20 protein-coding genes are annotated in these 21,868 nt (G+C 58.6%); 4 read left to right on the top strand and 16 right to left on the bottom strand.

The window, feature by feature from the left end; genetic code table 11:
* Positions 1-151: 151 nt before the first annotated feature.
* Entirely contained in the window at positions 152-883 is a 732-nt protein-coding gene (locus tag ABQY74_RS00840) for a carbon-nitrogen hydrolase family protein (protein WP_349792936.1), read from the top strand.
* A 124-nt stretch (positions 884-1,007) separates the two neighbouring features.
* Here the strand turns inward: ABQY74_RS00840 and ABQY74_RS00835 are convergent, their stop codons facing one another.
* On the bottom strand, positions 1,008-1,577 hold the full coding sequence (locus ABQY74_RS00835) for a hypothetical protein (RefSeq protein WP_349792934.1): 570 nt from the start codon (positions 1,575-1,577) through the stop codon (positions 1,008-1,010).
* 361 nt (positions 1,578-1,938) lie between these two features.
* Here ABQY74_RS00835 and ABQY74_RS00830 point away from each other — a divergent pair, with 361 nt between their 5' ends.
* The 3 genes from ABQY74_RS00830 (at position 1,939) to ABQY74_RS00820 (ending at position 4,302) form a co-directional block, all read left to right on the top strand.
* The gene (locus ABQY74_RS00830) at positions 1,939-2,184 is read left to right on the top strand and encodes a hypothetical protein (protein ID WP_349792933.1); all 246 of its coding nucleotides are present in this window, start codon (positions 1,939-1,941) and stop codon (positions 2,182-2,184) included.
* A gap of 1,421 nt (positions 2,185-3,605) precedes the next feature.
* Positions 3,606-3,893 carry a hypothetical protein gene (locus ABQY74_RS00825; protein ID WP_078537354.1) on the top strand — a complete coding sequence of 96 codons (288 nt, stop codon included), beginning with the start codon at positions 3,606-3,608 and terminating at the stop codon, positions 3,891-3,893.
* A 103-nt stretch (positions 3,894-3,996) separates the two neighbouring features.
* A complete protein-coding gene (locus tag ABQY74_RS00820; RefSeq protein WP_349792931.1) occupies positions 3,997-4,302 on the top strand; it encodes a hypothetical protein in 306 nt (101 codons plus the stop codon).
* A gap of 134 nt (positions 4,303-4,436) precedes the next feature.
* Here the strand turns inward: ABQY74_RS00820 and ABQY74_RS00815 are convergent, their stop codons facing one another.
* The 15 genes from ABQY74_RS00815 to ABQY74_RS00745 all read right to left on the bottom strand — a co-directional run bounded on the left by ABQY74_RS00815 (position 4,437) and on the right by ABQY74_RS00745 (position 21,848).
* Positions 4,437-5,174 carry an RNA polymerase sigma factor gene (locus tag ABQY74_RS00815; RefSeq protein ID WP_349792930.1) on the bottom strand — a complete coding sequence of 246 codons (738 nt, stop codon included), beginning with the start codon at positions 5,172-5,174 and terminating at the stop codon, positions 4,437-4,439.
* A gap of 54 nt (positions 5,175-5,228) precedes the next feature.
* Positions 5,229-5,582, bottom strand: a complete 354-nt coding sequence (locus tag ABQY74_RS00810; protein ID WP_349792928.1) for a SymE family type I addiction module toxin — start codon at positions 5,580-5,582, stop codon at positions 5,229-5,231.
* A 363-nt stretch (positions 5,583-5,945) separates the two neighbouring features.
* On the bottom strand, positions 5,946-6,419 hold the full coding sequence (locus tag ABQY74_RS00805; protein WP_349792926.1) for a nuclear transport factor 2 family protein: 474 nt from the start codon (positions 6,417-6,419) through the stop codon (positions 5,946-5,948).
* Positions 6,420-6,542: 123 nt separating this feature from the next.
* A complete protein-coding gene (locus tag ABQY74_RS00800; protein WP_349792924.1) occupies positions 6,543-7,352 on the bottom strand; it encodes a hypothetical protein in 810 nt (269 codons plus the stop codon).
* 80 nt (positions 7,353-7,432) lie between these two features.
* The gene (locus tag ABQY74_RS00795; RefSeq protein ID WP_372470004.1) at positions 7,433-8,329 is read right to left on the bottom strand and encodes an HNH endonuclease; all 897 of its coding nucleotides are present in this window, start codon (positions 8,327-8,329) and stop codon (positions 7,433-7,435) included.
* 146 nt (positions 8,330-8,475) lie between these two features.
* Positions 8,476-9,129 (bottom strand): hypothetical protein, encoded by a 654-nt coding sequence (locus ABQY74_RS00790; protein WP_349792922.1) that lies wholly within the window; start codon positions 9,127-9,129, stop codon positions 8,476-8,478.
* 173 nt (positions 9,130-9,302) lie between these two features.
* A complete protein-coding gene (locus ABQY74_RS00785) occupies positions 9,303-9,917 on the bottom strand; it encodes an AbiV family abortive infection protein (protein ID WP_349792920.1) in 615 nt (204 codons plus the stop codon).
* Positions 9,918-10,001: 84 nt separating this feature from the next.
* Positions 10,002-10,463 carry a hypothetical protein gene (locus ABQY74_RS00780; protein WP_372470003.1) on the bottom strand — a complete coding sequence of 154 codons (462 nt, stop codon included), beginning with the start codon at positions 10,461-10,463 and terminating at the stop codon, positions 10,002-10,004.
* A complete protein-coding gene (locus ABQY74_RS00775; protein ID WP_349792916.1) occupies positions 10,408-11,313 on the bottom strand; it encodes a hypothetical protein in 906 nt (301 codons plus the stop codon). Before ABQY74_RS00775 ends, ABQY74_RS00780 begins: the two co-directional genes overlap by 56 nt.
* Positions 11,314-11,510: 197 nt before the next feature.
* On the bottom strand, positions 11,511-12,185 hold the full coding sequence (locus ABQY74_RS00770; RefSeq protein WP_349792914.1) for a hypothetical protein: 675 nt from the start codon (positions 12,183-12,185) through the stop codon (positions 11,511-11,513).
* A 160-nt stretch (positions 12,186-12,345) separates the two neighbouring features.
* Positions 12,346-12,645, bottom strand: coding sequence for a hypothetical protein (locus ABQY74_RS00765; RefSeq protein ID WP_349793146.1), 300 nt, complete (start codon positions 12,643-12,645; stop codon positions 12,346-12,348).
* 55 nt (positions 12,646-12,700) lie between these two features.
* Entirely contained in the window at positions 12,701-16,540 is a 3,840-nt protein-coding gene (locus ABQY74_RS00760) for a LamG-like jellyroll fold domain-containing protein (RefSeq protein ID WP_349793135.1), read from the bottom strand.
* Positions 16,541-16,628: 88 nt separating this feature from the next.
* Positions 16,629-17,657: a pectate lyase gene (gene pelA / locus ABQY74_RS00755; protein ID WP_349792912.1), complete on the bottom strand. Its 1,029-nt coding sequence runs from the start codon at positions 17,655-17,657 to the stop codon at positions 16,629-16,631.
* On the bottom strand, positions 17,657-18,634 hold the full coding sequence (locus ABQY74_RS00750; protein ID WP_349792910.1) for a pectinesterase family protein: 978 nt from the start codon (positions 18,632-18,634) through the stop codon (positions 17,657-17,659). The genes pelA and ABQY74_RS00750 overlap by 1 nt, the downstream gene beginning before the upstream one ends.
* 13 nt (positions 18,635-18,647) lie before the next feature.
* Positions 18,648-21,848 (bottom strand): TonB-dependent receptor, encoded by a 3,201-nt coding sequence (locus ABQY74_RS00745; RefSeq protein WP_039517866.1) that lies wholly within the window; start codon positions 21,846-21,848, stop codon positions 18,648-18,650.
* Positions 21,849-21,868 lie beyond the last annotated feature (20 nt).

Below are 21,868 nucleotides of genomic sequence, written 5' to 3'. Positions count from 1 at the left end.
ACCGGCGCTGAAGATGGGCATCCAGGCAAGACGTCTCGCGTTCGAAAGTGTAGGCGTTCGAGCAGCATATCCGGGCTTTCAAGCGCACTCTGGTTACCCGCCTTTCGGAATCCGCTACGCTCAGCCCTAATACGTGGACACGAGACAGGCAATGAAGCTGACAGCTGCGCAAATCCTTTCGACGCCTGGCCAAATCGAAGAGAACATCAGTAAGCACCTTGATGTCATTCGCCTGGCGGCAAGCAAGGGTGCGGACGTGCTGGTCTTTCCCGAGCTTTCCCTCACTGGTTACGAACCCGGATTGGCGCAGGCGCTGGCGGTGCAGCTGGCTGATCAGCGCTTTGATCAATTTCAGCTGGCAAGTGACCGGTACGGCATGCTCATCGCCGTTGGCGCGCCCACGAAGGGGGCAAAAGGTACCGAAATCAACATGCTCTGCTTCCAGCCGGGGCTGGAGCGCACAAGCTACTCCAAACAGCAGTTACACCCCGACGAGTTCCCGTTCTTCACCGCCGGTACCGAGCAGCTTGTGCTCAGACACGCAGATCAGCTGCTGGCGCCTGCCATTTGCTATGAGTCACTGCAGGCAAGCCATGCAGAACAAGCTGCAGCGTCAGGTGCTGGCGTGTATCTGGCAAGCGTGGCCAAATCCGAGAGAGGCGCGACATCGGCCTACAGCCATTATCCGACGATTGCAAAAACGCATTCCATGACTGTCTTGATGGCGAATTGTGTAGGCCCCGCCGATACCTTCGTAGGAGCGGGGCGGTCTGCCATCTGGAGCAATGACGGTGACCTCGTTTGCAGCGCTGATGCCTTCCAGGAGGCATTAGTGGCGTACGACACAAGGAATGGAGAAGCGAGCGTCTTCAGCTTAGCTTGAGATCAGGCCAAGGCCAGTAACAGGCAGCCCTGTCTGTGCGGTGACACTCGGCAATCCCAATTGCCCGCTGCGTCGGCATCTGCGCGAGGACATCCGCGGCGGCAGGTTTGGCTTGAACGCATTATCAGGACGCAACGACCTGGGGATATAAGCCCTTTGCGCTGTTGAGCTCAACGGCCAACTTCCCTACCTTGGACAGTAGTTTGCCGATATCCTGCTCGGGATCAGCGTAAAAATAATCGATGCAAAAGCGAAGTGACGTGCCAAACTGATCGCCGATGGGTGGAAGCGCAACACTCCTGATCTGCATTGGTTCACCCGCTCGCGCCGAATCGCGTACCCACCAGGAAATGAACTCGAGTGCCTTGAGGCCTTTCGGATCGCGCGTGATACCAAAGTTGACGGAAATGGCAAGCTCGTTGGCCAAGCCTCCCTTTGTGCGCTTCAACGCACCGAGCGGCAGGTCGGCATACGGAAGAAGACTGAAGTCGCTTTCCGTGACATCAGAAAGATCCACCTTGTCCACCGCTGCATCGGTAATGCCGGGAATTGACGCAATGGCGTCTTGCAGTTCTTGTACTTCGGGCGGCATTGTAGCTCCAGACGAATTGCGTCGGGCGATCGTCGTCGAGGCACTGCTTGCCGTCAATTGCTCATGGTCTTGGAATTCGCCATCCACGGTGCGAAGCAACATCAGGAGATAAGATCAAATGCATACCTGTTGTCTTCCGGCATCGCCAGGGCTGTTGGCGCCGAACTCGCACGATCATCTTGAGAGATGAAGGAGCCAGGCACCACCTATCTCGTCGAAGCACAGTGGTATCGAAAGGCCTTGCGCGATGCGCATGGCAAACAGGGGCGTGGCGGCATTCCCCCTGACTTAAAAGCAAATTTCTGAGTCAGCGGACAATTTACGTCAAGGCGTGTAGCCCCACTGCCCGATGATAGCTTCCAAGGTGGCCTGATTCACTGGGACCACGCCTGGGCATGTCATCAGATATGCCCGGCGTGCCGCAGCCGTGGCTGAAGGGTTGAAGGCGGGGCTCCATATCTGAATGGAATGGAAGACGGCGATCGGCGCTGCACAAGCAGGACCTCCTGGCTTGCTTGGGGCGGTCATGCTGGCCATGCAAAGAAAGACCGAGCAAGGATCTCCCGCCTGGGCGCGGGCTGGAGCGCTCAAGCCAAGGCTTAAAGCTGCAGCCAATGCGAAAGTGGTGGCAATGCTACGTAGCTTCATGATGAATACGTCCCTGGTAGTGATTGAAATGACGTGCTTGTCTCTGGGCGACCTGCTTTAAGCGTGGCTCAGCGAGAAAGCCCCTGACACCGCTTGCAATGGTGTCGGCTGGGTCACCTGATGTTCCGTCTTCGCCAGAATGGCGGTGGTCAGGGTAGCATGTCGACCGCGCGCGATGTGAGGGCTAGACACAGCCGGTTGGCCGCCGAGCAGAGATGCGCTGGTAGCTAGTACAGTCCCGTGGCGCGACAGCGCCTGCTCATCCATCGCTCTCTTGCTTTTCATTGGCCCGGTTAATGTCGTGCAGATTAGAGACCTCAGCACACTGAAATGAGTCGGCATAAGCCAACTTTCATAGCAAGCTGCGTTGATAAAAAATTGTCAATGGACATCTATCAAAGCCAGAGTTAGACAAAGCCTATCTGCCATCAGGCTGCTTGACCGTAAGAATGCCAAGCGTACACAGGATGACACCCATCACGGCAAGGCCAATGACAACCAACTGCCGGATCTCATCGCTGGACGAAGGAGCCTTGATTAGGCCCCTCAAGAAAACCAATGCGGCCACCGCCAATAATATGAGTCCGATTTTGCCATAAGGGTTGATCAGCCCCCCCAAGAGAAGGGCGCATCTTCTTATTCATCCATGAAATCCTTTTTAACCAGCGGTGAGCGTTAGACTACTACCGTACGATATTCCCGCACTCTGGGCTCTTGGTCAATCATTCAACGGTATCGAGTCCAGTATAAAAATCGCAACCACGTTTGCATTGCGGATGCGCCATGAAGGAATGAGAGGTCAAGTCGACTCATTAGATTAACCTGACCCCACTTCTTGTGGTCTCATCGCCTTTTGTAAGGTGCAGCCCAGCTCACCTGCGGCGCGCTACGCCAGAGCTAGACGGTGTCTGCTGCATATGCGCGGCGCACTTCTTTTCTTACAGAGAATCTGTCTGTAGAAGAGCATGAAGATCTTCGGGTCCGGGCGCTATGAGTGACGTTGAACCGTTGCATGTGGCTGTGAGCCTGAACTTGGACTTGGTTGAGTGATCCTCGATAGCGCGAACACCGTCGATAACGCGCAAGACGCCGAACAGCGTTGCATCTGCCGCCATTTGCAATGCGGCGACAACGTTGGCTTTGTCGGCAGGAGCGAGACCGCGATACCAGACGGACAAGCTAACCAAAGATTGTTCGGGCCTACGGCCCGGCGGGGCCTTAAGAAGTTCCACGCAGTCGTGAACGGCTGCGTCCGCGCATTGGGTCTTCAGCGCACTAACAAAGTCATTTGGAGTCATTTCTGGTCCTGGCTGTTGAAGAGCTCGCTAGCTTCCACCTTCAGGCATCGCGGTGTAGGCGTTTGAATACGGCGGAAAGCGAGCACAGCCATTTATAGCGTATGTGAGAGCGAACTCGATAAGACGTGGGAATAAGCCTTGCATGTTCTGTTGCGCACCTAACGTGCGACATTAGGACGAACCCATGCGACTGCAGTTCTGCTTGCTTGCGTTAGCAATGGCATTTGCGCCACACGCACTTGCCAAAGGCCCTTCTACAGCGTTGTCTGATGCCAACATCAGGACGCTGCTGATTCAACAATCGATTAATGCATATCCCGGCAACTGCCCCTGCCCGTACAACGCGGCACGCAATGGCAGCAGCTGCGGCGGTAGAAGCGCATACAGCCGTGGCGGTGGCTACGCCCCGTTGTGCTACCCGAAGGACGTGACCAAGGCAATGATTGCCGACTACCGAGCTGGAGCGCAGTGAAGCCGATGTCCCAAGCTTGCCACACCATTCGGGCCAAACGGCTCTCACGTCGTTCGTCTTCTGCGGCCCTGCATAACCAACAAGTAGTTACGAGGAAACATCCATGAAAAAGGCAAAGATCGTTTTGGCGATCGTGGTAGCACTCGCCTCCGCTTCAGTGTGCGCGCAGACCCGTGTCAATGGTTACCACCGCGCTGATGGCACGTATGTGCAACCTCACTATCGCAGTGCGGCCAACAGCACAACGCTCGACAATTATTCGACACGTGGGAACGTGAATCCATACACCGGAAGAATTGGAACTGTCGATCCGTATAAAGAACAGAACACTTATCGCCAGCCAGCACCACAGCCAATCTACGAACCATCGAGGGCCGACTCTGTCAATCCTTATGGATCCGGTTACTGATGCGTCAAACCCTGCCTCGGCAGGGTTTTTTATCTGCATCGATGTTTGCGGGTCGCAGCGCACCCGCATGCATGTACAACACAGCGAGAATGCATCCTGATGCCTCATCCGGCAGGCAACGCACCCCGGGCACATCACTGCATAGCGGCCCGGCACGCAGCCAGTGCGCGGCTGATGTGCTTTTCCACCATCTTGATCGAGATGCCCATGGCTGCGGCCACTTGCGGGTAGGTGAGGCCGTCGATGCGGTTGAGGATGAAGGCCTGGCGGCATCTGGGCGGTAGTGCGGGCAGCGTGTGGGTGTGCAGGTGCTGCAGGATGCGGCGGGCGTCGGCGATCTGATCGACGTGGGCGCCGTCTGCGGCCAGTGGTGCGATCAGGTCCAGTGCGACGTGAGCGTTGGCGTGGCGGCGGTGACGTGTGCGCCAATGCTCCAGCACCACGTTGTGGGCGATGCGGTACATCAGCAGTGCGTAGTCGCCGATGTCGGGCGCGTCGCGGTAGGCCAGCAGGCGGAGTAGCGTTTCCTGGGTGAGGTCGTTGGCCGTGTCGGGGTCACGCAGGCGCCGGCGCATGTAGGCAAGCAGGTCGGCATGCAATAGGCCGATGGCCTGGTCGAAACGCGCCCTGCCCGCTGCCGGCTCCTCGCGTACGCGCCAACGCGTGGTGTGGCGTGTGCGGGTGTAGCCGCCCATAGATGCGGCGCACGGATGTACGACGTACGGCGTGCGTGTAGTGGCGGTTGTGCCTGAGGCGCTGCGTCGATGCCAGGCGGTGCAGATGTTGGTCGCGCGTTCGACCGGCAGCGGCATCCATTTGCTGCCGAAGTGCGGGAATGTGCCAAAGGTGCCGGCCAGGGTGTCATTCACCATGCGAGTTCTCCAACTGCGGGGTGCACGCGCGGAGCGTGAGGTGCGGCGGGTTGGTCACTCTGCAGGTGCCACGGTGACGACCAGCTCGCCGTTGCGCATGCTTATGTTGAGTTTGCTGCCGATGGTGAAGCCGAGTTGTTCGAGCCAGCGGCCGCGTAGGCGCAGCGTGGGGATGCGTTGGTGGCTGTCGGGGTAGTAGCCGTAGCCGACGGTGCAGTGTTGCGGGGCACGCGGGTGGCCTGGGCGGCGCGGCTTGCTGGGATCGGGGCGGGGCTCGGGGATGGGGGTGCGCTCGAGGTAGGGCCGCGGCGGGATCGAGGGATCGAGCGAGTGCCAGCCGATCTCGGTGGGCGGCGGCACCGTGGCGTACTTGCGCGCTGGCTTGGGACTGGACGTGGGTCGACGCATGGCAAAGCCCTCCTTGACGAACAGGCCCCGCCGCCGGGTGGCGACGGGATGTCGGGAGGTTAGAAACCGAAGACAGACGGCGGGCGTATTTCCCCGAAGGATGTTGTATTAGCCGCCCTCCCGACGCAGGCAACGCGTCGGCTGCGCCAGCAGGAAGCTGCAGGCACAAAAAACCCACCGGGATTTCGGAGGTGGGTACCGCTGTCTTAGGAGTTTCTACGCTCCTTGTGGTAGAGATTGCTGCGGGTTTATTGGGATGTCAACTGCTTCGAGCTACAAAGTGACGGTGATTTTTGAGTGCGGCCACTACGAGGAGCATGCAGATCGCTCCCCTTCTTTGCTCGCTTCGCACCATGCAGCGGACTACCGTTTGGCCGAAGAATTGAGATTGTCCATATCCGAGAAGATCAACCATGGCTTGCCGGGCGCTCGATGCAGCGTGAGAGTGAACTTTCCCATGTCGCCGGGTGCATCTCCGTAGCCGTACGCACCTATGATGTAGGCGACATTACCTTCGGCGGAAAAACCGAGTGAGCGCAAACGTAGCGGGCCTCCGCTGCTACCTTCATAGGCCGCTTGAATAGCTGCCCTGCCCCGGATTGGAGGACGATCGCTCTGCAGCAAAAAGCCATCTTCCGCAAATAACGCAGCAAGAGCGCTCGCGTCGCCCTTACGCCATGCGCGCTCATAGTCGCGGAGTACACGATCAAGTTTGGGCGGTAACGGCACGCTGGGAACCGCTGTTGGCTTGGTCCTTTCTGTGATGTGCTGACCATGCAATGGCCCCATGGCAAGCACGAGACTGAAGACAAAAACGGCAATGATTGATCGGCTCATATGTCTCAATCCTGACAGAGTCTCGCTGGCTAGCTACAGGATCATTCCGCGCTTCTCAACTACGGGGTCAGGGTGCCTTTTTAGTGAACCTGACCCTGTTCCTTACATACCTGCCTGATTACATCAACCAAGCGCACATTGCAACTGGTCAAAGTAATACTCAATACTTTCATAGTCTTGGTGCTTCCAGTAGAAGCGAGCTTGCCGATGCACTTGCATATGACCAAAAAGCCGAAAGTCTGCAATCTGCGGGAAAATCCTTTTCGCGGCTGAGTGCGATCCTTCGTCTATTTCATTGAAGTATTCTTCTCCGGCCCCTGGGTTATCGAAGCTACGGACTATTTCGCCCACAATTGTTACAGATGCAGTGAAGTGGGCCAAGTCGATGATGTCGAGTGCGTAGCCCTCAAGAGAAAGGTGAGCGGCAGCTCGATCAGCGTGCTGCTTCAGCAGTCCAATCCGCTTATGTAGGCAGCCGCTCTTTTTAAGGAGAATGCTATCACTCTTCGAATACTCAGAGAAAAATTTACGTAAGAATACTAATGCGCTCAAACACTCATCTGCATTTTTATCGGAGTACTTTTCCCAGTGCTTCGCGTGCTCTGAGAGCACTTGATCCGAAATCTTACCAAAGTTCGCTCCTGTGAGATCAGGCTTCGCCGCATGATCGAACATCTTTCGGCACGCCAAGGTAAGCGTGTTTAGGTCCGAGAACTCGGAGTAAGTCTGCGCGATCTTGAATGGGTAATCACTTGTTGTTTTTGCCGCCCCATGCGCTGAAGCTGAGCCCAAAAAGTAGTAAAACGCTGGAATACACATGCTGGCACGTGAGAATACACCTCTCAGGAAATGGAGCGAGCGGTTCGTTCCAACGAGCCGGAACGGTTCGCCTGTTCGGAGCATCTTTGTTGCTCGAGTTGCGAGATCATCCATTGGGGCACCCGGAATTGCTATGCTGACGTCTATGCCTGACTTGAGCCGCTCTCCAAGCTAGGTTCGGTTTCAATGAATTGTTAGACCTCCGCCCGCTCCTCGCCAAAATGAATATCTCGGCTCTCACGGTCAATCTTGAACTGTGCTAACCCAGGATACGGATACGCGATGCGTTCTGCGTCTCGATACTCGACGCGGTAGGTCCTGTACGAGAGGTCCATTAGAGGACCGCTTTGTATTAGCGTGGCCCCTTCCTTCGATCTGTAACTTGGCATCAGACCATCGCGGACTGAGGAGCACACGTAATTGATAGAACGTGTTATCTCTAGCATCAGGTCGCAGACGAGTGCAACGTGGTAATCAAAGTCATTGCTAAGCTTTTGATAAAGGCCTGGATTCCACTGAGAGATCTTGTAAAATTTTTTTGTTTGTAGCGACGTTCCCCACATGGGCTCAGCATTTTCGTTAAATGTTGTGCAGAAGTCTTGAACGACGAGCCTGAAGTTTAAGAAGGCGGATTCAATGGCCGGATATCTTCCTGGCCAGTGCCTTGAGAGCAGCCAGCCCCGTACTTCTTCGAGCGCTTTAAACAGTTCTTTGTCGATCGAGGGCTGGCCGTTACACAGGATTGAAGAGGCGTGGTTAATCCAGTTATCGAGGTCAATTCGTGACTCCCACTCATCAAGGACGGCTGCGTAGAATTCTTCTTCGCGCTGCTTTGTAGTGTCGAATCCGAGTTGCGTCCGAACCCAGTCTTCGTGGGTTGCTTTGATGGTGCCAAGTCTCCGGACAGAGAAGGCTATATGTTGATCGTCAATTTGCTTGTGATGAACATTGCAGAGCAGGATCAGGTTCGCGTACTTGTCTCGCTGCTCCTGTGTTAACGGGGAATCGCCACGAGGACCGTCTGGACTTGACGCAACTATGTGGCAAGCCTCTCCAACCACGGAGTCATCATCGGTTTCGCTAGCATCCATCACGAGTTCATTGCGACAGATCGCGCACCTGTTCGCTGCCCGCCCCCACAGCATTTTTTGCGTTTTTACAGGGATCGACATAGTTTGAAAGAGGTCTAATGCCTGAATTAATTCGCGCCGCGAAGCAGCGTCGGCTGATTGAATTATTAGGTCAATGGCTCAATATGTGACTCTCTGAGGTCGGCTGTATGACCATGCGTGCCTTTGTAAGTGCGGCCCGCCGTCACAAATCCGACGCAACAGAGAAGTGTCCCCGAAACGAGAACTAGGTGCTCAAAGTCAAATGGCGCATGGAAGCTAAAAGGGTGAAGAGACTTGAGTAGCAGAACGGCCCACAAAATAACAACGAAAATACTGATTATTTGATTGATGCCGGACACAGAAACCGCCCAAGGGCCGGTGGCGATCTCTAGTGTCTGCTCTGCTATGCCGATGGGTTTACGTCGACGTAGCACAGTTTTGAATAGCGGGCCGACGACATCAGACTCAAGCATGTCCACATGGTTTTCCCAGTTCTCTTGCCATTGCTTACTGCCCCGGTTGACGCAGTGCCAGCCAAACGAAAAGAGAACACCCAGGCAAGAAAGTATTACCGAAAGATCCGTTTTGTCCGAAACCGATGACGATACTTGGATGGCAGAGTACCCCGCCAATGTCGCAGCGATGAATGTCCAGAAATAGGTCGCACGCTTCCAATACAGCTCAATCTCGAACTTTCGGGTGTCAATGGCGTACTTGAATGTCTCGGAACGCTTGTCGGGCGGAAAAGACGCTAGATACTCTCTCTCAGATATCTTCATTTTCGATCCATTGGCCAATGCCTGAATTAAGCCGAGCCGCTAAGCAAGTTCGGCTTGGATGTAGGGAACGAAGTCAGGCTAACCTATTAAGTGAACCTGACCCCGTTATTTGAATGCCAAACATCCGCCGAAATAATTTTTATGAAGTTAAGTGGCGTCTGCATATTCATAGGTTAGCTGCCTTCAATTGTCTTTTCGACTTCCGAATATATCGAATCGGTTATTTCGCAAATTTCTGATGCTTTGGCGGTCATGCCCCAGAATTCATCACAAAATATCTCAATTGCAATCAGGAGATGCTCGGCAGCCAAGCGAGGCTCTATCTTTTGCGCTGGTATATGCAATTCATCTTTGTTTCGCGAAAAATAAAGAGAGTCCTCCCTGAGAGTCGAGTATTCTCCAACCTCATATTTTTCAAAAATTTCTTTTGCTCTTTCATGGCCAATACTATTCGCAATGCGGTCGCCAATTAAATAAATTGAGTCAACTGCAATCTTATGCTTTGTCCCGTGATTGAACAGCGGATCTGTTCCTCTTTGAACCCTTTTACGATCTTCTCCCCATGAACGCATATGACCAGATTTAATCTTAGCTATTTCTTCAAATGCTGTAATGGCCAGGAAAAGAGATGGGGCGAAACTGCCATTTGCAAACAGTATATATGAAGCACGAATCAGTTCGGAAACATGTAAAATTGCAGCGTTATATTCATCACGATCATGCAGGCCAGTGTATTCATCTGAAATAATCGAAGACGCTTCATGTGCCAAATGGAATCCTTTTTTCACAACGCCTCCTCCTAAGCAGCCGCCGCTTAAATTAAGCCGCGCCGCGGAGCGGCTTTGGCTTTAATGAATTGTTAGGACATATTGCTACCCATGCCTGATGCTATCAAGCGTGCCTTTGACCAGCATGACGACAGGCAGCGTACTCACCAGCAGCATCACAGAATTAGTTGTGACGAGCCATGCTAAGAATTTAGAGTAGTTGTCGGTCAGTGGGTGAAAGTAGAGAGCTACGGAAGTTGCAAAGGTTGCAACGAGCTCAACCATTGTTAAGCCGATCACCAAGAGTAGTGTGTCTAGATGCCCATGCCTTTTATATCTGGCGAGAAGTGAGGAGCCTGACATGATGCCAAATAGAGCAAGTACTGCAGCTAAAAATCCGAGCATGGTGAAGGCGAAGCTAGCAAGCAGTGCAGCTAACGACTCAATTCGTCCGGGGGTGCCGTTGATAGTTGCAGCGGCACCGTCCGGGACGAGAAATGTAATCCAATAGCTAAGCCCGTGGCTTAGTAGGACTATCAAGGTCAGCAAACGTAGTTTTCTGTACATTACCGTTTGCCCTCATTTCCTTGAGCTTTTCTTGGAGTAGCGCGTTCCGGCTCAATTGCTTTTCAAAGTCGGTCTGAATCTTCGCGTCAGTGTCCCCGCTAATTGGATGGCGTACCGCGCCTTCTCCAACGAGATACACGTCAATGACTTTGTCCGCGACTGCTGTGACCGCGCGGGCCTCAAAATCAGTTACGCCCTTCTGGCCAATCTGTGAAGAAACGCCTTGTAGCACCGCCTTAATGTTTCCAAATCTTTTCTCTGGCCGAATGGTTATTTCGATCGGGCCAACCTCCGCGTAGTTCTGGCCGGTCTTTCCGCTTATGAACTCAACTAGGTCTTCGTGAAGCTGGTTCTCTCGCTGTAGTTCGACGGTGATTTTTCCTACGCGACTAAGCTTCGAAATGTCTTTTCGCTGCATCTGGTGTGTTAATGCAACCGCATGGAACTTGTAAGGCAAGTTCAGAGCTTCAATAACTTGGTTGATGTAGCTCGAGAAGGTTGCGCCGCGTGGCGAGAGAATTTTGCAGGCAATCCCAAAAAAATCGTCTCTAAAGTTCAAGTATGACGCAAAGCCAGCTGAGTCTCCTGCGAGATAAGCCTTGAGGTCACCTAAAGTCAGGTTCTTAGAGTCAATTTTCTTGATAATTTCGTTATCAAGAGTGTGCAAGAAGAGGTATTGATCGCCGACGGTGTGAATGAGATAAAGGCGTTCGCCCGCGTGCTCGAACTGAGACTTAAATATGGGAGTCTTCCATGAGCAGTACTTCTGGAGGAAAGGCCGAAGGTCGACTGAGTACCTCTTTTGACCGTTCCCTTTTGTGAAGTAGTACTGGTAGTAAGTCGCTTGCATTGCTTCCCCTGTAGGAAATCCAGTTTAGATCAACTCTATCTCACAAGTTGCGAAAAAGATTGGGATACGCCATAACATCCGAAATCAGCGGCGCCGACCCGCGTAGCAAGGTTAGGGTCCGGGGACGGAGTCAGGTTGACTTCGTTAAGTGAATCTGACTCCGTTCTTCGTCCGCTTCAGATTGAGCAATTTTTAGTTCAGCCTCTATCCCGCTTCCAACGCGCATCTATCTCCTCGCAGGCTGCAGCTATGTCATTCATCTTACGGACATGAGATTTTGGAGCCGAGTAAACTTCTTGAGTAGAAACATCCACGACGTAACACTTGCGGTGGTCGACAACAGGCGATCGCTTTTCCTGCTGTAGGAATACTTTCGTCGCAGCACCAACATATTCTGCAGCCTGCTCACTAAGAGGTGTTGTCTTAGGAAAATGCAACTTTATGGCCCCTTTGATATCGCCAGTCACAGGATCCTTTAGGTAGGCATCTGGACGTATTGACACAGAGACTCCACTGATTTGCATAGCCTCTGAAGAAGAATTTTCTACGGGAACAACAATCAGATCCTCTAGCTGTATTTTGTCGCTCGCCTCAAGGAAATTCTCTATTGCCTCGGCCGACGCAATCCGATCCTGGCATGCAAAATCAGTCCCACTACGATCTGAGCGAAGTCGCTTTGCCGATGCGATGAGAGACGAATCGTCATCCATGCCAGATGCGAGGAATTGAACTATCTCAGCTCGAGCATCGGAGTATCTTGCTACGATGAAGGCTTTAGGATCTTGTTGATCTAAGATGATGCGTTTTCGCCGTGACGGAGTGGCCGTCAAGTATTCACCTAGCTTGTTAAGACTAATCTTCGGTCCGGCCATTATCAATCCTTGAGCTATGACTTACGTTCATTAAGCCAATCGAGCATTGCCCCGCATGATATCCACCGAAGCATTGATTTCCATCAACTTGGCCTAGCACTTGTGAAACGCAGAAACAGGGGGACGGAGACAATTAATCCCACAATAGCTGCCCTTTTGGTCAATAGCTCCCACTTTTGTGCGAGGCGCCGTGGCCTGCGCTGTAGTGACTGCCATGACTGGTGGTGTGGTGCGTGCCGGCGGCCCTGACGCGCGCTTGCGCGGATGCGGTAAACAATCCCAGTGCGGCCACAGTCAGTGCCACGATACTCCATGCCTTGCTCAACATTTTTTCTTCCCCCTGAAGAAATGTGTGGCTTTGCGGCTGCATTAAGTCCTGCGTGCCTTGATCCTCGCCGAGTTTTTGGATTGCGTCAATGCGCTTGCGCGATTGATCGCCGGCTTTATCGGCTTTGCCCACATCAGCCCTTCGGGCACCTTCTCCCACGCGCGGGAGAAGGGCTTGGTGTCTCCGGTTATTGGCGGTTTTCTGCGGTTGTGGGCATAGCCGGTGCGGGTATAGCGAGATTATTGTTGAGTTCGGTAATCTCCGGCACCTTGCCTTCGGCAGTCACACGCAATTGCGCGGTTTTTATATTTGCTGCGTTGGTTAGCGGCAGGCGTATTTGCATGGTGATTGGCTGCAGATCGCGTGGTGCCGCGAGTGCCGGGAACGCCGCTCTCGCCAGCTCCTTCCCACGTGCATCCTCCAACACCACAAACCCGGCCGGCGCATCTGCGTGGCCGAGGCTGTGCACGGTCACTTCGATGGCATCTGCAGTCACGCGTACGTCGCCATGACCAATACCCAGGTCCGGGCGCAGTTCGACAGGGCTGCTTTCTGTAATGCGTTCGAGCTGCAGGACGGTGGTACGGCCTGCGGGGAAGTCGATGTCGATGGAAGCGCTTTTTTCGAAAGCGACCTCTTGCGTCTTGGCGGTACTGTCGAGCTTGCCGTCATTGGCTTTGCTTATGCCCTGGGTGATGCGCCATTGGCCCGGGGCGACGTTCCAGCCGGTCATGCTGGCGCGCTGGTTTTTGTTCGATGTGTTGTAGGCGATGACGGTGAAGCGGTCTTGCTGGGGTGCGGGGATGGCGATGGCCACTTGGGTGGCGGCCTCTGGATCATTGAAGCGCCAGCTCACGGTGTGGCCGGGGTAGGTCTGGTTGCGCTTGAGGGCCACGCCGCCAAGGCGTGCGCGCTGCAGGTTGACCGTGGGGGATTCCACGCGGTCGCTCCACCAGTGGCCTTCGGTGTTCATGTAGAAGTTCTGCAGTTTCTCGCGTGCCTCGCTGCGGTAAATGGCGGCGAGATACTCGAGGTTGCCGGTCTGCTCCCAGGCCACATGGTGCGCGAAGTCCGGGGCGCTGCCGTCGTCCTTGTTGGCAGCGTCGATGAGCTTGCCGCTCCAGTCGCTGCGCTTGCCCATGACATCGAGAAAGTTTTCGTTGAGCAGCGAGAGGCCATTGGGGCCGCTGTTGGCGACGCGGTAGTTAATCGGCTTGAGATAGCGATCTTCACCGGTGAAGCGGTAGGCGGCCCAGAAGGTGTGCAAGGTGTCGGCGCCGCCGCTGCCTTCGAACAGTTCGCCGCCGCGGGTTTTTCCGGTTTGCCAGTTGATCTCGTTGGGCAGGACCCAGTTGCCCTTGGCGTTGGTGTAGGCGTGGGCGAGATAGCCATCCGCCAGGCCGGTGACGATGCGGCGGCTGTTGGGGTCGGCGTTATAGCCGCCCAGCAGGATGGCCGGGTGCACGATGGGGAAGGAGTACGGTTTTTGCCATTGCCAGTTGGGCTCGCGGTAGACCTTGCGGCCGCCGAACCAGTTGCTGGCAAACAGCAGGTGGCCTTGCGGGTTGACCTGGATGATGGTGTCGAAGGCTTTCACCGTTTCCATCAGGCGCTCGACGGTGCGCGGGTCGCCCCAGTTGAGATACAGCAGGGCGCTGTTGAGGTTGATGCCCTCCTCGTAGGAATGCAGCTCGTCGGTTTCGATGGTGGACAGGCCGTTGGTGAACATGCCGTTGCGGTAGTTGGCATCGGACAACGCCAGCATGGAGGCATTGAGCATGTCCGGGTCCACGCCCATCAGGGCGACGCCGGGCCACTGTTGCACCAGGTCCGAGTCGTCGGAGATGCCGCCACCGAAATCGCCGTAGGCCACCTGGCGCTGCTCGATCCACCAGCGGATATAGCGGCGGGTGGCGCTGAGGTCTTGCAGCTGCCAGAACGCCCAGGCGGGCACGCCCTTGGGTACGCTGGGCATCTCCACCGGCAACGCGCCCTGGTTGGCGTAGCTGATGTCGTTCCAGTACTGGCGGCCGAGGGCGTGGTCCGGGTCGACGCGCAGCAGGTCGGTGATGTCGGCGTCCAGGCGCTTGTAGAGCAACTGGCGCTTGGAGGTGGTGTGTTCTTCCACCAGAAAGCCCCAGTTGTCCTTGACCTGGTTGAAGCGGTCGGCGACGTGCTCGGTGAGGGCCTCGGCGCGCGGCTTGAACACCAGCTGCAGCTGGGTGCCATCGAGCGCGTTGGCGTTGAAGCCGGGCGCGGCGGCGGCGATGCTGAGCATCAGGCTGTCGTTGCTGAGGATGCGGTCGCGCAGGTCCAGCCACAGCGTGCGGGCCTGGCCGGGGGCGACCGCGACCGAGACATCAATCATGTCGCGTGCGGGCCAGATGGGGTCCTTGATGCGGATGTTGAGCGGGATGCTGCCGTTGTGGGTGGCCGGCAGGTTGAGCGCCGGCAGGGTGACGGCGATGCCATCCAGGCCGTCGTGCATGTTCTCCCAGCCGTAGGACCAGCTGCGCATCAACGCCTGGTCCGGCGGCGGGTCGCCCAGGCTGGAGGGCACCAGGATGTGCACGATGGGCTGCTGCGCGCTTGCTGCAGCCTTGTCGCTGGGGCGCTTGCGCGCCGGCGCCTTGGTAGGCAGCGCGACCACGGTCTGGCGCTCGCCCGGCGGGTAGCGGCCGGCGATGACATCGCGCAAGGGGGCGAGGTTGTCGTAGTCGGGCTGGATGTCGCTGCGCACGGTGTAGCTGAGTTGCGCGCTGCCTTTGGGCACCTCGCCTGGCTGCACGTTGTAGGCCCAGATTTCCTGGATGGGGGTTTCCTGCGTGGTGTTGGCAAAGCGCAGCGTGCCGCCGCGGCGCTCGGCGAACTGGTCCACGCTGCGCACCACGCCCTGGCTGCGCGCGAACAGCGGCTGCGCCTGGGCGTTGGGCGCGGCGTAGGTGGCCTGGCCGTAGGCGGCGCCGCGCAGCTCGATGCGGTTGACCGACTCGTCCGGCAGGGTGAGGTCCAGCGCCTTGCCGCCTTCGACATAGGTGTTCCAGTCGGGTAGCTGGAAGTAGTCGTCGCGCCCGGGCAGGCGCGAGCGGTTGTAGACGCCGGGCCAGGTGGTTTCGGCGATGCCGTCGGTGGCCTTCCACATCCATTGCTTGAGGTCGCGCGCGTCGGCGAACTCCACCTTGCGGATGCGGGTGACCGGCGCGTCCAGCAGCGGCGGTGCGTGGCCGTTGTCCCAACCGAAGCGGTGCAGGAAGGCGGCGTGCTGCGATGCCGGTGTGGCCGGCTCGGCGGTGGCGGGCTCCTGCAGGCGTGCCAGCGCGGCAGCGCCGCTGGCGTCGAGCATGCGGTCGTAGATGCGGATCTCGTCGAAGTCGCTGCCGCGGAGGAAGTTGTAGCGGCTCTGCACCTGGTGCGGCGACATCACGCGGCCGGCCAGGCCAAACTGGTCAAGCGCGGCGTCGAAGTCGAGCGCGCCGCCGTTGGCACAAGGCGCACCGCAGTCCACGCGGGCGGCTTCCTTGCCATCGACATACAGGCGCACGCCGCGGGTTTCGTCCCAGGCAAACGCAATGTGGGTCCAGTCGCTGGCGGCCGGGGCCTTGTCGAGCTTGAAGGAGACGCGGGTGCGTGCGAGGTTGGCGTCGGTGATGAAGGCATCGAAGCCGTGGCCGTTCCAGTCGATGCGCAGCCAGGCCATGTCCCAGCTGGTGTGGTCGGCATAGCCGACGCGGAAGATCACGAATGGCGCTTCGCCCACCGGATAGCGCGCGCGCCAGAAGAAGCCGAGCGTGCCGCGCTGGGTGTAGAGGTTGCCGGGCGCATTCCACGACAGCACGCCGTCGTCGGCCCATTCGATGGCGTTGCCGCGTTTGCCGGTGGGCACCAGGGTGATCTTGTCGCGGAAGTTGGGCACGCCGTCGCCGCGGGCCACATCGGCCTGCAGGTCGCGGTCGGCCGACACCCGGAACAACAGCTCCGGCGCGGTGGTGGTGGCCGCACTCACCGGCAGCGCGATCAGGCACAGCATTCCCAACAAGAACTTCGACACGCTCACCTCGTCAATTCCAAAACGTAAAACAGCCACCGCGCGCTTGCACGCGGTGGCGACGACGCACTTACAGACCGTTGGCGGTGCGCCACTTGGGAATGTCGTCCTTCAACAGCTTGTCCGGCCAGGTGCCGTGCCAGGCATAACCGACGCGGCGCTCGTTGGGCACCTGCATGTACTCGGTCAAGGCCTTGCCGTCGCGGTTGGCGTAGAGCGGGCGTTGATTCTGCAGGTCGTAGAAGCGTGCCCATAGTGACGCACCCGGTTGCGCGACGAGGATCACGTCCTGGCCGGTTTCCTGGGTGGGGTCGTCGATCTTCTTGGTGGCCAGGTCGCGCATGCGGTGGGTGTCGAACCAGCGCGCAGCGGCCTCGACCGCGCTCTTGATCTGTGCGGACGGGGTGGGCTGGCGCATCAGAAAGCGCACGATGCTGACCGACTCGCTGGAGGCCAGCGACGCCAGCTCATACGCACGCGCCTTGGCCGGCTTGAGCGTGACTTCGTCGTACTGCGCGCCCCAGGTGGTGAGCGTGCCGCCGATCCTGACCTGGGTGGCGAGCACGCATTCCAGCCCCTTGGTCACCGCCTGGCGGGCGCGTGCACCGTGACTGGCACGCAGCAGCGTGCCGGTGTCGCCCTTGCCCTCGCTGATGTCCTGCAGCAGGTTGAGCACCCGCACCATTGCATCGTCGTTGTAGGTGATCTGGTGATGGTAGGACGACAGGTCCGGGTAGAACTGCGGCCAGCCGCCGTTGGCGTATTGCGCGGTGAGCAGATAGTCCACGCCGCGCTTGGCGGCGGCCACGTACTTGGCGTTCTTCTCGGCCTTGTAGAGGGTGGAGAGGTAGCCGATCTCGTAGGTGGTGGCCTTGTTGTCGATGGTGGCGTCGTCCTTGCGCCCGGGTTGCTGCAGCTCGGCGATTTCCGCAGCGGTGAAGGTGCGGTTGTAGTCGACGGCGACGCCCTTGTACTGCTTGGACCAGCCACCGGAGGCGGTCTGCAGCAACAGCATGTTGTCGGCGATCTTGTCGGCCAGTGCGGATAGCGGTGCCAGCAGCAGCGCGGTGGCAAGGGCGAAGGTGGTGAGCTTGCGCATCAGAACGGCCTCCAGGTGCCGAGAATGGTGTTGCGATCCAGCGCGGCGGCCTGCGCAGCGGTGAGCTGGCGCGACCACTTCACGCGGCGCGACGGGGTGGCGCCGGCGCCGCTGCTCTGGTATTCGCTGTATCGGGCGGTGGCTTCGTTGGCAGTGTTGCCCCAGTTGTTCCAGCCCTCGGGCAGGATGTGCGCGCCGAGCTGGCTGCCAATGAAGCTGACGCTGGCATACGGGCGCCACGGCCGGCCCAGGAACACCCGGGTCACGCCGCTGGCAGCGGTGACGCGCGCGTTGCGGAACACGAAGCCGCGTGCGCTCTCCTGCGGGGTGGAGGCGGCAGTGAGATAGCCGTCGCCCAGCGAGTGCAGCTGCACGTTTTCGAACAAGGCGGTGCCGGCGCCGAACACGAAGTCCACGGTGCCTTCGACATAGCAATCGAGAAAGTAGGACAGCTTGGCGCCGCGCAGGTATAGCGTGTCCTGGTAGCCGAGAAAGCGCACATTGCGGAACGCGGCGCGGTCGCCATCCACGCGCACCGCCACCGCCTGCCCCACCGGGCCGGCGTGATTACCGAAGCTCAGTTGCTCGGCAGTGAAGTCGTTGCCGGCGATGATGACGCTGGACGAGCCGGAGGTGCCGTACTCGGTGCCGGTGGCCGGATTGATGCGTGAGGCGTAGTTGTCGTAGGTGATGACGGTCTGGGTGGCGCCGGCGCCGGTGAGCTTGAGCGCCGGTGCGTTGGACGGCACCACGATCAGTTCCTGGTAGGTGCCGGCGCCGATGTTGATCTGCGCGCGCTTGCCGCCCTGCACGGCGGCATCGATGGCGGCCTGCACGGTGCGGTAGCCGGCGCTGCCCTGCTTGGCCACGGTGTAGACCGGGTCGGCGGCAATGGCGGCGTTGCTGCAAAGGCCTGCCACGGCCACCAACGCGGTGGCGGCCAACTGACGTAAGACGGTTCTGCGATGCACTTGCATGTCGCTCTCCTGGTCAGAACTTGTAGCGCGCGCCGATGTAGTACTGGCGCCCGGTGACGGTGTACTTGTCGGGCAGTTCCAGCGTGGAATCGACGTAGCGGCGGTCGGGGGTGTCGAGCAGGTTGATGGCCTCGAAGGTCAGCGACAGCTGGTCGTTGAGCTTGTAGGACATGTTGAAATCCACGTTTTCCACGCTGTATTTGCCGGTCACGTCGGCCGTGACCAGGCGCTTGCCATCCAGGTCGTAGACGTCTTCCTGGGCGAGGATGTTGTTGATGTAGCCATCGCGGTAGCTGGTGGACACGCGCGCACTGAAGCGGCCGTCGTCGTAATAGACGGTGGCGTTGTAGGACTGCGGGGAGAGGTTGAGCAGGTCGCGCTCGGTGGCGGTGGTGGTGATGCTGGTATTGCTGCTGCCTGCGGTACTGAACAGGTAATTGATCTTGGAATCGACCTGGGTGTAGTTGAGCTGCACGCCGAAGTTGCGCCAGAAGCCGGGCAAGAAGTCGAAGGCCTGCTGGTAGGTCAGCTCGAAGCCCTTGAGCGGGCCGCCGGGCGTGTTGAAGTAGCTCTGCACGTTGAAGATGGTGTCCGGCGTGAAGCCTGCCGGCAGCAAGTCCAGCGAGTAACCCATCGCTTCCCAGGTGCTGAGCACGCGGGTGCGCTGCACGTAGCTGTCGATGTCCTTGTAGAACACCGCCGCCGACAGCAGCGAGCCTTCGCGGAAATACCACTCGGCGCTGAGGTCGTAGTTGGTGGAGCGGAACGGGTCGAGCTTGGGGTTGCCCAGGTTGATCGAGAAAAAGCGCCCGTCGTCGAAATACTGGGTGGGGCCGCCGCTGACGCTGGGCGACAGGTACGCCAGCGTGGGGCGCGCCATGGTCTTGGCCGCGCCGAAGCGCAGCACCACCTCGTCGCTGACATCCCAGGACAGGTTCAACGAGGGCAGGATGTCGCGGTAGTTGTGGTTGACGGTGGTGGGCACCAGCAGGCGCTCGCCGGCCGCGGCGGTGGCGCTGGCCACGCCGAAGAACGACTGGCAGTTGGGCGAAATCGCACCGGCCGCAGTGGCCGTGCACGGCGCATAGCCACTGGCGGCGATCTGCGTCTGCACATAGCGCACACCCAGGTTGCCGCGCAGCGCGCGGCCCCACAGGTCGGTGTTGAAGTCCAGCTGCAGGTAGGTGCCCAGACTCTTTTCGTTGACGGCGAAATTGTTGTTGGACGAGCCGAAGTGGCCGACATCGGCCAGCCGGTAGTCGCCGCCGGGCACGCCGGTGTCGCAGTCGCAATTGATGTTGAGCAGGTCGGCAACCTTCTGGAAATCCGGAATCACCCAGGTGGTGGGGAAGCTGCCGTTCAAGCTGCGGCCGAAGCCGTCCAGGTTGGTGCTCAAATCGCCCACGCCCACACCGGCCGGCAATGCCTGCGCCAGTCGGCCGTAGGAGATGTTGCGCGACTCCGACGTGTCCATGTCGTAGTTCTTGTAGGCCAGCCCGGTGCGGAAGGTGAAGGTGGGGCTGATGTTGAATTCCAGATCCACCTTGGCGGTGTCGAAGGTGTTGCCCACCGACTGCGGGTTGAGCCGCACCTCGCTGATGTTGGTGCCGCGCGCGGTGCCGTTGCTGTTGACCGGCACTGCGCCGTAGCCCAGCCACTGCCAGTTATTCGGGTTGCCCGCATCGAACGGGAAACTCATGCTGGGGTAGTCGCCACCGCCGCGCCGGTCCAGCACGAAGCCGTCCAGGTTGGTGTTGTCGAAACTCACCATCGAAAACTCGGGGCGTTCGTAGTCCGAGGTCGAGTGGCCGACCAACGCGTTGACGCGCACCTGGTCGTTGAAGCGGTGCTGCAGGTCCAGGCTGAACTGCTTGAACTCGGTGGATTCTTCGATGTTGCTGGATTCGGTGCGGAAGTCGACGTTGTCGAACACGCCGTAGGTGAGGCGGTTCTGGTCGTCCACCTGCGCTTCGCGCACGGCGATCTGGGTCTTGCCGCCGAAGTTGGCGGTGCGGTGCAGGTTGGCGCCGACCGAGTCTTCGCGCTGGTCCTTGTCCAGCTTGGAATACAGCATGTCGAAGTTCAGCAGCGTGTCGTCGCTGACCTTGAATTGCAGCGCGCCGGTGACGCCCAGGCGCTTGATCTCGTGATCGGTGCGGATGTAGCGCGGGTAGCGTGGAATCCAGGCGTTGGTGGCGGTTTCGTAGGCCTGGATGTTCTCCGGCGTGTTGGCCGGGCGCGCAATGCCGGTGCCGCAGTTGGTGGCGCTGATGCCGTAGCTGCCCCAGCCGTTGTTGCGGTCCTGGTTGGCCTGCGAGCCGACCCCGGCAGGGGTTTCGTTGGCCAGCGGGTTGCGCGGGGTCTGCGGGTTGTAGCCCACCGGCGAACAGAAACCGTAGGTGCCGTTGTTGGTGGCGGTGCTCTGGTTGGAGTTGCGGTAGTTGCCGTGCTCCCAGCGCACCGGGTTGTAGCCTTCCTCGCGCAGGTGGCGCTCGCTGTAGGACACCGACATCAGCGCGCCGACGCGGCCATCGGCCCAGATGTTGCTGATCAGACCGGAAAAGCGCGGGTCCTTTTCGCGCGAGAGATCGTTGTAGCCGTATTGCGTGGACGCCGCCGCTTCGAAGCCGTCGAAGTCGAACGGGCGCGAGCCGCGCAGGTCGACCGTGGCACCCAATGAGCCTTCGTCCATCTGCGCCGACTGGGTCTTGCTGATGGTGACGCGGCTGAAGAGTTCCGAGGCAAAGGTATTGAAGTCGAAACCGCGGCTGCGGTTGACGCCATCGCTGCCGCTGCCGGCGGTGGCCAGCGCTTCCAGCCCGTTGATGCGCACGCGGGTGAAGTCCGAGCCCAGGCCGCGCACGGAGATCTGCTTGCCCTCGCCGCCCTCGCGGTCGATGGAGACGCCGGCGATGCGCTGCATCGATTCGGCCAGGTTCAGATCGGGAAACTTGCCGATGTCTTCGGCATAGATGGCATCCACCTGCTCCACGCTGTAGCGCTTGGCGTCTAGCGATTGCTGCAGGCTTTCGCGGTAGGTGGCCTTGACCTGCACGCGGTCCAGGTCGACCGCATCGGTGGGCGTGGCCGGCGGGCCGACGGTTTGCGCGGCAGCGCTCACACCGTGCAAGGCCAGGACGATGGCCACCGACAAACGTGCGGCGGACAGGCGGACGCCTGCCTCGGCGGCGGGACGACGCAAACGGGCTTGCATGATGCACTCACTCCAATGGC

Origin of the sequence: Xanthomonas sp. WHRI 7064 (genome assembly GCF_040202355.2) — a bacterium.
Classification (GTDB): domain Bacteria; phylum Pseudomonadota; class Gammaproteobacteria; order Xanthomonadales; family Xanthomonadaceae; genus Xanthomonas; species Xanthomonas arboricola.
The sequence above is the reverse complement of the archived record's forward strand: the minus strand, read 5'-3'. Positions and strand labels throughout refer to the sequence as shown.